Source organism: Leifsonia poae, assembly GCF_050632195.1.
GTDB classification, from domain to species: Bacteria; Actinomycetota; Actinomycetes; order Actinomycetales; family Microbacteriaceae; genus Leifsonia; species Leifsonia poae_C.
In genome coordinates this window covers 1,799,933-1,814,918 of the sequence record NZ_CP192580.1, presented here as the reverse complement: position 1 = coordinate 1,814,918, position 14,986 = coordinate 1,799,933, and the positions used below count along the sequence as shown (strand labels likewise).

The 14,986-nt window shown below is 68.0% G+C and carries 13 protein-coding genes; 4 read left to right on the top strand and 9 right to left on the bottom strand.

Translation table 11 applies throughout. The features are described 5' to 3' along the window. Positions 1-20: 20 nt before the first annotated feature. The 4 genes from ACQ86A_RS09165 to ACQ86A_RS09150 all read right to left on the bottom strand — a co-directional run bounded on the left by ACQ86A_RS09165 (position 21) and on the right by ACQ86A_RS09150 (position 6,047). Positions 21-497 carry a hypothetical protein gene (locus tag ACQ86A_RS09165; RefSeq protein WP_431280217.1) on the bottom strand — a complete coding sequence of 159 codons (477 nt, stop codon included), beginning with the start codon at positions 495-497 and terminating at the stop codon, positions 21-23. Continuing rightward, positions 497-1,627 (bottom strand): ROK family protein, encoded by a 1,131-nt coding sequence (locus ACQ86A_RS09160; RefSeq protein ID WP_431280410.1) that lies wholly within the window; start codon positions 1,625-1,627, stop codon positions 497-499. Before ACQ86A_RS09160 ends, ACQ86A_RS09165 begins: the two co-directional genes overlap by 1 nt. Positions 1,628-1,894: 267 nt before the next feature. Further along, the gene (locus ACQ86A_RS09155; protein WP_431280216.1) at positions 1,895-4,798 is read right to left on the bottom strand and encodes a UPF0182 family protein; all 2,904 of its coding nucleotides are present in this window, start codon (positions 4,796-4,798) and stop codon (positions 1,895-1,897) included. Positions 4,799-4,907: 109 nt separating this feature from the next. Beyond that, positions 4,908-6,047 carry a YlbL family protein gene (locus tag ACQ86A_RS09150; protein WP_431280215.1) on the bottom strand — a complete coding sequence of 380 codons (1,140 nt, stop codon included), beginning with the start codon at positions 6,045-6,047 and terminating at the stop codon, positions 4,908-4,910. A gap of 136 nt (positions 6,048-6,183) precedes the next feature. On the opposite strand from ACQ86A_RS09150, the gene ACQ86A_RS09145 reads away from it, so the two are divergent. Continuing rightward, a complete protein-coding gene (locus ACQ86A_RS09145) occupies positions 6,184-7,539 on the top strand; it encodes a zinc-dependent metalloprotease (RefSeq protein WP_431280214.1) in 1,356 nt (451 codons plus the stop codon). Between the two features lie 60 nt (positions 7,540-7,599). Beyond that, the gene (locus ACQ86A_RS09140; RefSeq protein ID WP_431280213.1) at positions 7,600-8,469 is read left to right on the top strand and encodes a TOMM precursor leader peptide-binding protein; all 870 of its coding nucleotides are present in this window, start codon (positions 7,600-7,602) and stop codon (positions 8,467-8,469) included. On the opposite strand, the gene ACQ86A_RS09135 is transcribed toward ACQ86A_RS09140, so the two are convergent. Beyond that, entirely contained in the window at positions 8,351-10,087 is a 1,737-nt protein-coding gene (locus tag ACQ86A_RS09135) for an ATP-dependent helicase (protein ID WP_431280212.1), read from the bottom strand. The two genes, ACQ86A_RS09140 and ACQ86A_RS09135, sit on opposite strands and share 119 nt — an antisense overlap. Then, on the bottom strand, positions 10,084-11,091 hold the full coding sequence (gene nudC, locus ACQ86A_RS09130) for an NAD(+) diphosphatase (RefSeq protein WP_431280211.1): 1,008 nt from the start codon (positions 11,089-11,091) through the stop codon (positions 10,084-10,086). Before nudC ends, ACQ86A_RS09135 begins: the two co-directional genes overlap by 4 nt. A gap of 59 nt (positions 11,092-11,150) precedes the next feature. Here nudC and ACQ86A_RS09125 point away from each other — a divergent pair, with 59 nt between their 5' ends. Beyond that, a complete protein-coding gene (locus ACQ86A_RS09125; protein WP_431280210.1) occupies positions 11,151-11,729 on the top strand; it encodes a phosphotransferase in 579 nt (192 codons plus the stop codon). Next, positions 11,726-12,226 carry a hypothetical protein gene (locus ACQ86A_RS09120; protein WP_431280209.1) on the top strand — a complete coding sequence of 167 codons (501 nt, stop codon included), beginning with the start codon at positions 11,726-11,728 and terminating at the stop codon, positions 12,224-12,226. The genes ACQ86A_RS09125 and ACQ86A_RS09120 overlap by 4 nt, the downstream gene beginning before the upstream one ends. Here ACQ86A_RS09120 and ACQ86A_RS09115 read toward each other — a convergent pair. Genes ACQ86A_RS09115 through ACQ86A_RS09105 form a run of 3 tightly spaced genes read right to left on the bottom strand, consistent with a single transcriptional unit; the run spans position 12,163 to position 14,983 of the window. Further along, the gene (locus ACQ86A_RS09115; RefSeq protein WP_431280208.1) at positions 12,163-14,130 is read right to left on the bottom strand and encodes a 3'-5' exonuclease; all 1,968 of its coding nucleotides are present in this window, start codon (positions 14,128-14,130) and stop codon (positions 12,163-12,165) included. The genes ACQ86A_RS09120 and ACQ86A_RS09115 overlap by 64 nt on opposite strands. Continuing rightward, positions 14,022-14,705, bottom strand: a complete 684-nt coding sequence (locus ACQ86A_RS09110; protein WP_431280207.1) for a UvrD-helicase domain-containing protein — start codon at positions 14,703-14,705, stop codon at positions 14,022-14,024. The genes ACQ86A_RS09115 and ACQ86A_RS09110 overlap by 109 nt, the downstream gene beginning before the upstream one ends. Continuing rightward, entirely contained in the window at positions 14,615-14,983 is a 369-nt protein-coding gene (locus ACQ86A_RS09105) for a hypothetical protein (RefSeq protein ID WP_431280206.1), read from the bottom strand. The genes ACQ86A_RS09110 and ACQ86A_RS09105 overlap by 91 nt, the downstream gene beginning before the upstream one ends. Positions 14,984-14,986: the final 3 nt, after the last annotated feature.

Below are 14,986 nucleotides of genomic sequence, written 5' to 3'. Positions count from 1 at the left end.
CACGTTCGTCGTCGTTGCGCTCAGCGCGCGGGCGTGAGCAGGTCGAGCAGCGCGCCACCGCGCGCGCGATCGAACCCGAAGGTGGCGATGTCGGCGTAGCGGTGGTCGGTGAGGCGCAGACCCATGTCGACGACGAGCACCGAGGCGCAGGATGCCCGGACGGCGTCGATGACGCTCCTCGCGTATCCGTTGGCCTCGTTGTCCACCCCGATGACGATCACCGGCGTGAGGGTTGCGAGCACGAGATTCGGGTCGTCCGCGGGACCGACCGTCACTACGGGGTTGTCCGACCAGCGCCGCCACGCGGCGTCTGCGGGGTCGGCCCACGCCTCGGCGAGGGTCGACCAGCGCGGAACGTCTAGTACCTCGTTGTCGATCGTCGCCAGGCGCACGACGGTGCAGCGCCCCTGGAAGCGCGGCAGCGCATCCCTGACCCCGAGGCCGAGCGCGAACGACTCGGCGATCGCGGCCGCCGGACGCTCGAGCAGCATCGTCATCAGGACACCCCGAGCTGCGCTGAGAGGACCATGACCACACAGCCGCGCACGACGATGTCACGGCCCTGACTGGTCATCCGGAGGGTGGCATCGGAATGGAAGCCGGCCATCGTGCGGTTGCGCAGCGTCTCCCCCACCGCCTCGAGAAGGGGACCGTCGAGGAGTTCCTCCGGGCCGCTCACCACGACTTCGGAGAGGTTCAGCGCGCCCACGATCGGAGCGAGCGCAACTCCCAGCCGTTGACCGGCCTCACGGAGAACGGGGGCGATCGACTCGCCGGCGATGGCCGCTGCGGCAACGCGCGATTCGAGGCGCGGAACCGCCAGCCACGCTTCCAAGCATTTCTCACGGTCGTACGGAGTGTCGGCGCCGTCGTCGGTGCCGACCATGACCTGCCCGATCTCACCCGCCGCGAAGCGGCTGCCGAGCACCAGGGCACCCGCGACGAGCAGCCCGGACCCGACGCCGTGACCGACCTTGACGAGCATCATGTCGCCGTGCGCTCCCCCGAAGCCGTGCTCGGCGAGCACCGCGACATTCGCGTCGTTCGCCACGAAGACGGGCTGGGAGGTGTGCTCGGCGATCAGCCGCTGCAACGGTTCGTCGCTCCAGCCGAGGTTCGGCGCGGCGTTCACGGTTCCGGATGCGTCGACGATGCCGGGCGAACCGATGCCGATCCCAAGAATGGGTGCGGTGGTCAGGGCGATGAGCCGGTCGACCAGTGTCAGTACCTTTGCCGTAGCCTCGTCTCCGCGACTCCCTGCGAGCGCGATCTCGGCGCTGGCAAGAATACGACCGTCGATGTCGAGCACCGCCCCACGGAAGACCGAGTGCTCGCTGAGGTCGACACCGATGATCTGGGTGGCACCGCGGTTCATATCGAGCAGAACAGCCGGCTTACCAGGACGGACGTCGTCGCGCTGACCGAGCTCGACGATCAGCCCTTCGGCGATGAGACCGGCGACCAGATCGGAGATCGTCACGCGGGTGAGCCCGGTTGCCCGGGCGAGATCGGCACGGCTGACCTGGCCCGACCTGTAGAGGGTCTGAAGGACGAGGGACCTGTTGTGGTTGCGCGCATGCTCGGGCAGAACCTTGGCGCTGGGGCGCAACGCGCGGCCGGGAAGCATCCCCCGATCGGCCGGAAGCGGACCCGTGTCACTGAGCGTCGAACGCCGTCCCTCTTCCACCAACATGTTTGTTAGTAAAGTCGACAATCAAAGTTTTCGCAAGCACTTTCTCGCTCCCCCGCGTGATTCTGCGGCATTCGGATGCGCCCCCGGAGCGATGCGCGATCTTACTTTGTATAGAAACCGAACATTCAGAGGCAATCCCCCGCCCCTTACGGCAGCGAGGCCCGCACGATTCTCGTGCGGGCCTCGCTGTAATGGAGCTGGCTACTTGCCTTCGGCTGCCAGGGCGTCGGCGATGGCCTGCGAGAGACGGGTGTCCGCCGCTCCGTAAGCGGCCCAGTCGCCGGCCTTCAGAGCCGCTTCCTTGTCGTTGATCGCCGACTGGGCGTCGGCCAGGGCCTTCTGCAGTGCGGCATTGTTCGTCGGCGTGCCCGTTGTGCCACCGGTTCCACCAGGGGTCGTGGGCACCGTAACGCCGGTCGGGGGCAGGTTGGTATCACCGGCACTTGCACCCGAGTCACCCGCGAACAGCACGTCGAGCGCCTGGTCGAGCGTGTCTTCGAACGCGATCTTGTCGCCGAAGGCAACGAGCACCTTCTGCAGCAGCGGATAGCTCGTCTCGCCCGTGGACTTGACATACACCGGCTGCACGTAGAGCAGACCGCCACCGACCGGCAACGTCAGCAGGTTGCCGTTGATCACATCCGTCTTGCCCTGTCTCAACAGGTTGAGCTGGGCCGAGACTGTCGGATCGGAGTTGAAACTGTTCTGCACCTGACCCGGGCCAGGAACGGTATCGCTCGATGGCAGGGTCAAGAGTCTCAACTTGCCGTAACTGTCGGCCTTCTTGCCCTTTGTCGACCCCGCATTCGAGTCGACGGCGAGGTAGCCGCGCAGCACCGATCTTGTGGAATCACCGGATGCCAGCGGGATGAACGTCGTGTACAGCGAGAACTCCGGATTATCCTGACCCGGCATCTGCAGAGTGAGGTAGTACGGGGGCTGCTGCGGCGTCGCCGTCCCGGCCTCGGCCGTCGGATCGGCCGGCGTCGTCCAGGCATCGTCGCGCGAGTAGAACGACCCGGCGTCAGTGACATGGTACTGACCGAGCACCGACCGCTGCACCTTGAACAGGTCGGCCGGGTAGCGCACGTGGCTCATCAGCTGCGCGCTCATGTCGCTCATCGGCTTGACGGTGGTCGGGAAGATCTTCTCCCACGTCTTCAGAACCGGGTCGGTGTCATCCCAGGCGTACAGGGTGACCGAGCCGTCGTAGGCGTCGACCGTGGCCTTGACCGAGTTGCGGATGTAGTTGATGTCGTCGAACGCGTATGCAGGCTTCGGCGTCTCCGTGTCGGCGATGGCGTCGCTCAGGCTGCCGACGTGCGAGTACGGGAACTGGTCGCTCGTCGTGTAGCCGTCGATCACCCACTTCACCCGACCGTCGACGACCGTCGGGTACGCCTGCGAGTCGAGCGTCAGGTACGGGGCGACCTTCTGCACGCGCTTGATCGGGTCGCGGTCGTAGAGGATCTGCGAGTCGTTGTTGACCGCATCCGAGAGCACGATCTGCTCGTCCTGGAACTTCAGGGCGTAGACGAGGCGCTTGAAGATGTTGTCGAGCTTGGGTCCGCCGTTGCCGTCGAACGTGGTCGCCGTCTGCTGGGCCTCGCTCGAGCCGCCCGGGTAGTCGAGTTCGACGTCTTTCGTGCCCTTCGGGGCGCCCACGATCGAGTACGTCGGCGACTGCTGCCCGAAGTAGATCCGCGGCTGGTACTCACCGAGCGAACCGGTGGTGGGGATGCCCGACTCGAGGAAGACCGGCTGGCCGTCGCTCGATCGCTGGTTGCCGTAGGCGGCGACGACGCCGTAGCCGTGGGTGTACACGATCGTGTCGTTGTACCAGTTCTGGGCGTTGCCGAGGCCGGACTGCTGGAGCTCGCGCACCGCGACCACCGCATCCTGATCCTTGCCGTCGATGTTGTACCGGTCGACCGCGAGGTTGTTCGGGAACGCGTAGTACTGCTTGAACTGCTCCAGCTGACGGAACGAGGGGCTGATGACGGCCGGGTCCATGATGCGGATCTGGGCCGTCGTCTGAGCGTCTTCACGCAGGGCGCCCTGCTCGGCGGTCGTCTTGGCGTTGTACGGCGTCATCTCGATGTTGCTCAGGCCGTATGCATCCCGGGTGGCATCGATCCCCCGCTGGATATATGGAGTCTCGAGCGTCTTCTGGCTCGGCTCGACCTGGAAGCGCTGCACGACCCAGGGAACGATAGCGCCCGCGACGAGCGCGGTGACGATGAGGAGCGCGGTGCCGACGATCGGGAAGCGCCAGCGGCCGATGAACGCCGTCAGCAGGAACAACAGCGCCACGAAGATCGCGCTGCCGGCGAGAATCGCGCGGCCGGGTATCGTCGCGTTCACGTCGGTGTACGCGGCTCCGTTGATCATGTCGTTGACGTTCGAGTCCGTGACGGTGGCGTACCGGTCGAGCCAGATGCTGACGGCCTGCAGCAGCAGGTACAGCGCCGCGATGACCGCGATCTGAACGCGCGCAGCCTTAGAGATGCGCACCTCGCGCCCGCTGATCCGGATGGATCCGTACAGGTAGCAGGTGGCCAGGGTGGCGATCAGCGAGATGATGACGACCGCGGAGGCGAAACCGACGAGGCTGCGCAGGAACGGCAGGTCGAAGAGGTAGAAGCCGATGTCGAGGTGGAACTGCGCGTCGGTCTTGCCGTAGTGGGTGCCGTTGATCCACATCAGCACCGTCTGCCAGCGGCTGCCCGCCGAGACGCCCGCGAAGATTCCGAACACGATCGGAATGCCGTACATCGCGAGCCGCCGCAGCGGCTCGATGACCTGCTGGTAGCGGTCGAGCTGGCTGTTGAGCTTCGCATAGACGGGGCGCAGCCGGTAAGCGAGCTGGATCGCGAGCCACAGCGGCACGGCCATGCCGAGGAAGCCGATGAAGAACATCACGCCCGCGGCGAGCCACTGCGTCGTCAGAACGTTGAGGAAGCCGAGCTGCTGGTACCACAGGATGTCGGCGTACAGCCCCGCGAAGACGAAGAACAGGATGACGAGGGCGACGATCACACCCAGGGTGATCCAGATGGCGGCCCGACGGCGCGCTGGTGGGCGGACTGCGGCTGTTGAACTCACGTGTTGGGCCCTCATTGCTCTCGCGTGGCAAGGTCAGATAACCATCCTAGGCGCGGCCCGCTTGGAGAAAGCTGCGCCCGCGCTGAACGTCGGCGAGCCTATGCGAACGCTATGAAGCGGGGCAGCGGGCGAGGTCGGACGTGCTGCCCCCCGAGCTCACCGCATCCAGGACCTTGATCGAATCGTCGAGCGTCTTCACCGCGAACACGTCGAGGCCGCCCGGGATGTGGCCGGTCACCTCGTCGCAGTTGGAGGCGGGCGCCAGGAAGATCGTCGCACCCGCACCCTTCGCACCGAACATCTTCTGACGGATGCCGCCGATCGCGCCGACGTTGCCCTCGTTGTCGATGGTGCCGGTTCCGGCGACACGCTCGCCGCCGTTCAGGAAACCGGGGGTGAGCTTGTCCATGATGCCCAGGGCGAACATCTGGCCGGCGCTCGGACCGCCGACGTTGTTCAGCTGGATCTTCACGTCGAACGGGAACGTGTAGTCCATGCCCGCGCCGATGCCGACCACGGTCTGCCCCGCCGTCTTGATCGGCTTGACCTCGACCGTCGACGCGACGCCGCCGCGGACGATACCGAGCTTCGCCGCCTTGTCCGTGCCGTTCTCTGTGATCAGGCGGCGCAGAGTCGCCACCCCGGGAACGGGCTCGCCGTTGACGGTGACGATCTCATCGTCGACCTTCAGCACGGTCGCGGCCGGCGATCCCTTGATGAGCTGCTTCACGGCGACGGCCTCGGGGAATTCGTAGCCGAGCTTGTTCAGGGCGGCCGCGATGGCATCCTGCTGGGAGTTGACCATCAGCGCGGCGTTCTCGGCGTTCGACTGCTCAGTCGTGGTTCCCGGTGGGAAGACGACGTCGACAGGCAGTACCGCTCGCGACGGATCGAACCAGGCCGCGGCGATCTCGAGCCAGCTCGGCCGGGAGTCGGGGTTGCCGACCACCGAGACGGTCAGCAGGTCGAGCGAGCCCTTGGTCGGGTACGTCTTCTGCCCGGGGATCGTGATGAGCTGCTTGGCCTCACCGTCGGATGCGCCGCCCACCTGCTCATCCGTGCCGAGCGTGTTGTAGACGGGTCCTGGCTGTTCGATGACATACGGAGCGGGAACGAGGGCGAGCACGAGGGTCGCGACGACCGCGACGGCGACCAGGGACCAGCCGACGATCACACGCTTCGGCGGCGCCACGCGCTCCGGACGCGGACCCGGAGGGAGCAGCGGGTCGTCGTCGGTGAAGAGGCTCACAGGGGTCCCTTTCGCTTGTTCGCCACGGGCGCACAGCCCGACCCCCGAGCCTAGGCCAATTCTCACCAAGGGCCGGAGTACACGGGCTAGCGTAGATTCCAAGCCTGAAAGCCGAACACACGAAAGAGGCATGACGATGGCCGACGAACCGAACCGGAATCCCGACAAGGAACCGGACGACGAGTTCCGCGACATGCTGAACGAGTTCCTGTCCGGCAACTCGTCCATCGACCCGAGCCAGTTGGCGGGAGCCGCCGGACTGCCCAACGATCCGGCGAGCATCCAGGCACTCCTCGGCCAACTGCAGAACGCCATCCGTTCGAGCGACGGCGGCATCAACTGGGACGTCGCCCTCGAGCAGGCCCGCACTCTCGCGGCTCAGGATGCGCACTCGGTCACGCCGGCGGAGCGCGCCACCCTCGACCAGGCGTTCAACGTCGCCGCACTGTGGCTCGACAGCGTGACCTCGGTCGCCGAACTCACCAACCCGCCCCTGCTCATCGGCCGTGCCGAGTGGGCCAGGCGCACGATGCCGATCTGGTCGCAGCTCGCCGAGCCGGTGGCCCTCAGCATCTCCGATGCCCTCACCCGCGTTCTCACCGAGCAGGCGCCGGAAGAGATGCAGGGGATGATCGCCAACGCCGGCCAGGTCATGCGCTCGATCGGTGGCGCCCTGTTCGCCATGCAGCTCGGCCAGGTGGTCGGGCAACTGGCCAAGGAGGTCGTCTCTGGCGGCGACATCGGCATCCCCCTGATGGAAGACGGCACGGCGGCCCTGATCCCGCAGAACGTGGACGAGTTCGGCGACGGCCTCGACATCCCGATCGATCAGGTTCAGCTGTATCTCGCGGTGCGCGAGCTCGCACACGCCCGCCTGTTCCGGCACGCGAAGTGGCTGCGCCTGCAGTTGATCACTCAGATCACCGCCTTCGCCAAGGGCATCACGATCGACACCGAGCGTCTGGAAGAACTCGCAGAAGGATTCGACCCGTCGAACCCCGAAGAGCTGCGCGAGGCGATGGTCAGCGGTGCGCTCATCCCGCCCAAGTCGGAGGAACAGCAGGAGGCGCTCGCCCGGCTTGAGACGAGCCTCGCGCTCGTCGAAGGCTGGGTCGACGTGGTCACAGCCAACGCCACCAAGCTCCTGCCCAAGGCCGACGCCGTCGCGGAGACGGTTCGCCGACGCCGCGCCTCGGGCGGCCCGGCCGAGTCGGCGTTCGCCACCCTCGTCGGTCTGGAGCTGCGTCCGCGGCGTCTCCGCGATGCCGCGGCCATGTGGCAGGCCGTCACCGACGCCGTGGGTCCGGATGCGCGCGACGACCTCTGGTCGCACCCCGACCTGCTCCCCCAGTCGGCGGATCTCGACGACCCGGCGAAGCTGGTGGCCCGCCTCACGGCGACCGCGAACGGCGAGGAGCCGGAGTACGACGCGCTGGACCAGGCGCTCGAAGACCTGCTTCGCGGCGACACCGAGCGGCCGAAAGAGGACTGACCGCCGAGCCCCTGTGGATAACTTCTGCAGGGGTGTCGGGTTTCACGGCAGGATGCCGGGATGACGTTCGTCCTCGATCACCGCATCCACCGTGTCTGGCGCACGCCGAGCATCCTGCAATTCGGGGTCGAGCGCCCCGTGCTCACGCTCTCGGGTCTGAGCGATGCCGAAGAACGGATGCTCGTCGCGCTCGAATCAGGCGTCACCCTGAGCGGACTCCACCTGGTCTCTGCGCGGGCGGGCGGCGATCCGGCCTGTATCGCCCCGTTTCTGAAGCGGGTCGAGCCGGTGCTTCTGCCGGCCGACGACTCTGCGGGCGCGGGCCAGGCGGCCCGTCCGATGGTAGTGCTCGACGGCCGAGGCTCGACCGCGGCGCGTCTCATGCAGGTGCTGGCCGAGAGCGGCATCGACGTGCGAGCGGGGCTGCGGTGGGACGACCCCGCGATCGCAGAGTCTCGCGCGGCCGTGATCGTGGGCTCGTTCGCCATCGAACCCGAGCGCCATCAGCGCTGGCTTCGCCGCGACATCCCTCATCTCCCCATCGTGTTCGGCGATCGGACGGCGACGATCGGCCCCTTCGTCGAACCGGGAAGCGGGCCGTGCGTCGGCTGCGTCGACCGGCGACGCACCGACGAGGATCCCGATTGGCCCGCGATGGCGAGCCAGCTGAGCACCCGCCCCGTGCGCTACGAGACAAGTCTGGTCAGCAGCGCGGTCGCCTCGCTTGCCGCCCGGGCGGTCGTGGATCGAGTTCTCAACTCGATCCGGGGAATCAGCGCGAGCAGTCTTGCTGTCGACTACGCGACCGGTGTCACGAGCGAGCGGGAGCACCGGCCGCACGAGGAGTGCGGGTGCCGAGCTCTGCCAGAAACCGAGACGGCTGACGCGCCGCAGCACGACCGCCCAGATTTCCCGCCTGCGACCAGCTGAGCCTCAGGCGGCGTCGAGCACGGGTGATGCCGACGTACAGGAGCCGGCGTTCCTCGTCGATCTGCTCGAAGCTCTTCGCGTAGCTGATCGGCACGAGACCTTCGTTCAACCCGACCAGGTGCACCGACTCCCACTCCAGTCCCTTCGCCGAGTGCAGGGTGGCCAGGGTCACCGCCGAGAGGGTCGGCTCGTGCTGGCCGGCCTGACGCACGAGGAGCTCGTCGGTGAAGCGACGGAACGTGGTGCCCGCCGGCGCCTGATCGACGAGACCCATGATCGCGTTGAGCGACTCCCAGCGGTCCCGCACGGCCCCACGCGCTTCCGGCGCCTGCTGGCTCCAGCCGAGCGAGCGGAGAACGTCGCTGACCGACTTGAACAACGGCTCGTCGCCGATCGAGACGCTGGCGGCACGCAGCGACATGATCGCCTGCCGAACCTCGGGCAGGTCGAAAAAGCGCTTCGCCCCGCGGATCTGGTAGCTGATACCGAGGTCGCCGAGCGCCTGCTCGATCGCCGCCGCCTGCACGTTCACGCGATAGAGGACGGCGATGTCCTCGGGCTTCGCTCCCGCTGCGAGTTCGGCGGCGATCGACTGTGCAACGCCGCGCGCTTCGGCGCGATCGTCCGGGTACGCGACCGGCTCCGGCACGTCGGAAGCCGTCGAGTCGGCCCGCTCCGTATCGACCGCCGAATGCAAGGTGAGCGCGCCGGATCGTCCCCGCATCAACCGGTTGGCGGCATCCACGACGTCAGGCGTCGATCGGTAGTTCTGCTCGAGCCGCACGACCGTGGCTCCCGGATGCGCACGCTCGAAGTCGAGCAGGTACTCGCTGCGGGCGCCGGCGAACGAGTAGATCGTCTGACTCGCGTCCCCGACGACGCAGAGGTCGCGACGACCGCCGAGCCAGAGGTCGAGCAGCTGCTGCTGCAGCGGCGAGACGTCCTGGTACTCGTCGACGACGAAGAAGCGGTACTGCTCGCGCACCTGCATGGCGACCGCGGGCTCGATCTCGATCATGCCTGCGCAGGCGAGGAGCACATCCTCGAAGTCGAACTGCTTGCGCTCGTCTTTCAGGTCTTCATAGGTCTGCAGCATGAGCGGGAGCTGCTCCGCGGTCAGCGAGCCCGGGATCGTTCGCGTGGCGAGCTTGCCCGCGTACTCCTGGATGCTCAGGCCGGATACCTTGCGCCACTCCACCTCGGCCGCGACGTCACGGAGCGTCGCTGTGTCGAGCTTCAGCCCCAGCCGTTCGGCCGCGTGGCCCAGGACGCGACCCTTGCTGTCGAGCACGCTCGGCAAGTTTCCGCCCACCACCTGGGGCCAGAAGAAGTTGAGCTGCGACAGCGCTGCGGCGTGGAAGGTGCGGGCGGCGACGCCCCCGGCGCCCAGCTGACGGAGTCGCCCGCGCAGCTCGGCGGCCGACCTGTTCGTGAACGTCAGCGCCATCACCCGATTGGGCGCGTACGCTCCGGTGGCGACGCCGTAGGCGATGCGGTGCGTGATCGCCCGCGTCTTACCCGTTCCGGCACCGGCAAGGATGCACACCGGCCCGAGAAGCGCCTCGGCCGCGACCCGCTGCTGGGCGTCGAGGCCGTCGAGGAGGCTCTCCGGGGTCACGGTGCGACCGGCGCCTCGTCGAGCGATCCGCCGTACCACTCCTCGATCAGCGCACGCGCGATGGAGGACCGGCCAGGGAGAATGACCTGCTCGCGAGCGGCCCACAACTCGTCACGGCTGAACCAGCGGAGATCGAGGATCTCCTCGCCGTCGGGATTCAGCGCATCCGGAGCCTGATCGTCGGCGAGCCTGGCGGTGAAACCGACCATCACCGACGCGGGAAAGGGCCACGGCTGCGAGCCGCGGTACCGCGCGTCGACGACGCGGACGCCGGCCTCCTCGAAGATCTCGCGCTCGACAGCAGACTCGAACGACTCGCCCGGCTCGACGAAACCGGCCAGCAGGGAGTAGCGGGAGTTCTCCCACATGGCGTTCGAGCCGAGCAGCAGCCGGTCGTCGGCGTCGAGCACGGTGACGATCACGGCGGGGTCGGTGCGCGGGAAGATCTGGGAGCCGTCTTCGAAGCATTTGCGCACCCATCCGGCCTCCTCGACGACCGTGGGGGTTCCGCACCGCGGGCAGTTGGTGTGGGTGGCGTGCCAGTTTGCGATCGCCAGCGCCTCGGTGAACAGGCCGGCGTCGCGGTCGCTCAGAGCGGTGGCGACCGTGCGCAGGTTGCCCCAGCGGGCCTCGTCGGGCTCGAGTTCGGTGGCTGCCGCATCCGTCAGCACCTCGAGCACGATCGCGGAACCGGCTGGTTCCTTCGCTGTCGCGGTCAGCGTGCGCCCGAGGTAGACGCGCAGCAGCGCCGCCGTGACCTGCTCGACCGGAAGCAGCTCGAGCTCTGCCGCCCCGGCCCCGGATGCACCCCAGCCGTCGGCCGCGGGCGTCGCCGCCTCGACGCTCTCCGCTGTCAGCAGCGCGCGGCCCTTCCACAAGGGCAACACACGCGTCCCGGGTTCCTCCCACAATTCGTCGAACAGAGCCGGACGGGACCGCGACACATGGTCTCGGTCGACGGCGTGACGCGAAAGTGGCAGCGAAGAGAGAGGAATGCTCGACATAGGGTCCTTTCAAGGCGTGGCTAACGGGCCCACGCGGGGAAGCCATTTAACCTAGGTGCATGGCCAGATCCCATCTCACTCTAGCCGCGCTGGCCACCTCGGCCGTCGCTGGACTCGAGGTCTCCGGTGCCCGCAGCTTCAGCCAGGGCGGGGCGGCCGAATTCGACTCCGCGCTGCTCAGCGGACGCGACGGGCAGACGTACATCATCCGTGTTCCCACCTCCCAGGCGGCCGAGACCGAGCAGAGTGCCGACCTGGTCGCGCTGCGCGCGCTGACCACCGGCATTCGCAGCCGTCTTCCGTTCGACGTGCCGACGTACCGCGGGCAATCGCCCGTCGGAGGTACCCGCGCCCTGGTGTACGACTTCCTTCCGGGCCATCACATCGATGTCGACGATGTTCCGCCGGGTGATGGTCTTGCGGGCTCGATCGGTCACGCGATCGCGGCAATCCACAAGCTCCCCACCAACTTCGTCGGTGAGGCAGGGCTGCCCGTGCTCAGCGCGGGCGAGTCGCACACGGCGACGACCTCCTCATCGAGCAGGCGGCCGCGACAGGCCTGCTGCCGAGCGCTCTGCGCGACCGGTGGCGCGACGCTTCCGCCGACACCTCCCTCTGGCAGTTCCAGCCCACCGTGATCAACGGCGCGCTGACCGCTGACTCTTTCCTCATCGAGGAGGAGTCGGTCACCGCGGTGCTCGGCTGGTCGGCGCTGCGCGTCGGCGACCCCGCGCGCGACCTGCACTGGCTGCTCGCGATGAACGCGGACGCCACCGACGGCGCCCTCGGGGCGTACGCGTCGACGAGGCAGGTCGCCACTGACCGTCAGTTCACGCAGCGCGCGATGCTCTATGCCGAGCTCGAAGTGGCCCGGTGGCTGCTCCACGGCCGCGAGGTGCGCAACCAGTCGATCGTGGACGATGCGGTCGCGATGCTCGACGGCCTCGTCGACCGCGTGCACACCAACTCCGCCACCCCGCTGTCGACCGCGACCGGTCCGATCATGGCGATCGACGACGTCGAGGCCATGCTCGACCGGACGCCCGGCGACCGCAGCTCGGACGACTACGGTCACGCCGGCGGCATGAAGCCCGTGGTCGACGACCAGAGCGAGCGCAACTCCTCCTCGGAGTAGATGCGCTCGGGGCGCACGACGCGGTCGTCGGCGACGAAGTAGAAGACCGCGTCGATGAGTTCCGGATCCACGCCCGCGTACCGCGCATATGCCAGCCGGTACAGGGCCAGCTGGAGCTGCTTGCGCTCGAGGTCCGCGGCATCCCGAGGTGCCTTGCCGGTCTTCCAATCGACGATCTGGTGCGTGTGCGCGCCGTCGACGGCGGGATAGACGGCGTCGAGCTTGCAGACGACGACCTGACCGGCGAGCGTGACATGGATCTCGATCTCGACCTCGTCGGGGCGCCGGTCGGCCCACTCGCTCGCGGCGAACGTGCGCTGAAGCTCGGCGAGCGCCTCGGCCTCCAGGGGCTCGCCCGCGGGGTCGTCGAGTTCCGCCGCGGTGGCGTCGATCACATCCGAAGCACCGCCGACCGTGCCGTATCGCTGCTCGACCCAGCCGTGGAAGAGCGTGCCGAGGCGCGTCTGCCGGTAGGGGCGCTCCGGCATCGGGCGACGTAGCGCGGCGGCGACGGATGCGGGATCGGTGACATAGTCCTTGAACCGGGATGCCGGGATGCGCGTCGGCAGCTCCACGAGTTCGGCCTCTTCCTGCCTGCGCGAGCGCTCGGCAAGGAGCAGGTCGATGTCGTGGGCGTAGACGCCGCCCCCTCGGGAACCTCGTTCGGCGGCCGAACGCACCGCGTCAGCGGCGGCGAGCACTCTGTCCCGCCTGCCGCCCAGGGGATCGAGCGGCCACTGGACCGTCTGCGTCGCGAGGGCGTAAGGATTCTCGTCCGGCTCGTCACAGGCCGGGAACGCGTCTTCGGCCAGCAGTCCCGCCGCCTGCAACTCGAGGAGGAACGCGCCCGGGCCGCGGGGCTTCGTCTGAGTCGACCAGTATGAACCGGACAGCAGCAGGCTCTCGCGAGCACGCGTCACGGCGACGTAGACCAGACGCCGCTGCTCGGCGGCGTGACGATCGACGACCTCCTGCTCGAAAGCCTTCACCGCCTCGTCGATGTCTTTCTGGGTCTCGGCCGTGCGCCAGGCGAGCAGCGGGAGCTCGGTCGCGTCTCCGCGGAACTCGTATGGCAACTCGCCGAACGACAGCCACCCCTTCTTGCTGAGCGGGCCTCCCGGCAACTCGCCCTCGACCATCCTCGGCACGGCGACCGCATCCCATTCGAGCCCCTTCGAGCCGTGGATCGTGAGGATCTGAACGGTTCCGGGCTCGGGCTCCTCGCTTCGCGGAGCGAGGTTGTCGCGCCGCTCCGCCTCAGCGAGCCAGGAGAGGAACGACCCGAGCGTGGCCTGCTCGTCGCTCGCCAGATAGGAGGACACCTGCTCGGCGAAGGCGTCGAGGCTCGCCTGCCCGAGCTGGGCGGACTCGTTGGCCGCCACCTCGATGTCGAGCAAGAGCTCCTGCTGTACGAGCGTGACCAGGTCGAGTAGGTCGAGGCCGACCCGGGAACGTAGGTAGTCGAGGCGACGGCCCGCGTTGCGCATCCGGTCGAGCCCGATCGGGCTGAAGCCGGCGAGCTGACTGTGGCCTTCGGGCGCCTCGACGACGAAGTCGAGGGCATCCACCAGGGACGCGGACTCGTCACCGGCGACCGACTGCCGCAACCGTTCGCGCACCGCAGGGTCGAGTTCCTGGAAGCGATGGTCCCGAGCGGCCAGCCAAGATGCGACACCGCGAAGTGTGGCGATGTCTTTCGGGCCGATCCGCCACCGCGCACCGGTGAGCACGCGAATGAGCTCCGAACCGGCGGTCGGGTCGTGCATGACCCGCATCGCGCTCACCAGGTCGGCGATCACGGGCTGCTCCAGCAGGCCCCCGAGACCGAGCACGTGGTACGGGATGTTCCGCTCGGCCAGCGCGGCGATGAACGGATCGATCTTCTTGAGCGAGCGGCACAGCAAGGCCGCGCTCGGACCGTTCCCCGATCGTCTCTCGCCGCGAGTCGCTCCCCCAGCCAGTCGGCCACCGTGGCCGCTTCGTCGGCGACGGTCTGCTCGAACCGGGTATCGAGCCGGCCCTGGGATGCGCCGGGCCGCGATTCGAGTCGTTCGACACGCACCGGAGACCCTGTCGACAGCGGACCGACCAATGCGTTCGCCGCATCGAGCACCCGCGTCGGGTTGCGCCAGCTCGTCGAGAGCGCGTACTCGGCAGCGCCATCCCGAGAGCCGGTGAAGTCGAGCGAGAAGCGGCCGAGGTTGGCCGCACTCGCACCACGCCAGCCATAGATCGACTGGTGCGGGTCGCCGACGGCCATCACCGCCTGGCCTGCGAAGAGGCGCGACAGCAGCAGCGTCTGCACGACCGAGGTGTCCTGGTATTCGTCGAGCAGAATGACCCGATAGCGCTCGCGATAGTCCTCGACGACGGCGGGAAGCTTCTCGCTCACGCGCAGTGCGAGCGCGACCTGGTCGGAGTACTCGACGAACCCGCGACGCACCTTCTCGGCGGCGAACTGCTCGGCGAGGTCGAGCAACGGCGGCAGGAGCCGACGACGGCGACCGCGTCGCGAACCGACTTGTACGCCTCCTTCACCTGCCTGCTGCCGGTCGGCAGATCGAGGAGACCGCCGAATCGATCGACCATCCGCTCGACGTCGGCAGCATCGGCCACGTTCTCGCTCAGCGCCCGGCTGAGCGCGATGACCGCGCTGGTGACCACATCGACGCTCTTCTCGAGCTCGACGAGTCGGTCGTCGGTGCTCGTCACGACCAGCCGGCGCGCGATCTGCCAGGCCGATGCCTCGCTGAGCACAGC

Coding starts and splice junctions, on each gene's coding strand:
- ACQ86A_RS09165 (WP_431280217.1), bottom strand. CDS start 497: ATGACGATGCTGCTCGAGCGTCCGGCGGCCGCGATCGCCGAGTCGTTC.
- ACQ86A_RS09160 (WP_431280410.1), bottom strand. CDS start 1,627: ATGCTTCCCGGCCGCGCGTTGCGCCCCAGCGCCAAGGTTCTGCCCGAG.
- ACQ86A_RS09145 (WP_431280214.1), top strand. CDS start 6,184: ATGGCCGACGAACCGAACCGGAATCCCGACAAGGAACCGGACGACGAG.
- ACQ86A_RS09140 (WP_431280213.1), top strand. CDS start 7,600: ATGACGTTCGTCCTCGATCACCGCATCCACCGTGTCTGGCGCACGCCG.
- nudC (WP_431280211.1), bottom strand. CDS start 11,091: ATGTCGAGCATTCCTCTCTCTTCGCTGCCACTTTCGCGTCACGCCGTC.
- ACQ86A_RS09125 (WP_431280210.1), top strand. CDS start 11,151: ATGGCCAGATCCCATCTCACTCTAGCCGCGCTGGCCACCTCGGCCGTC.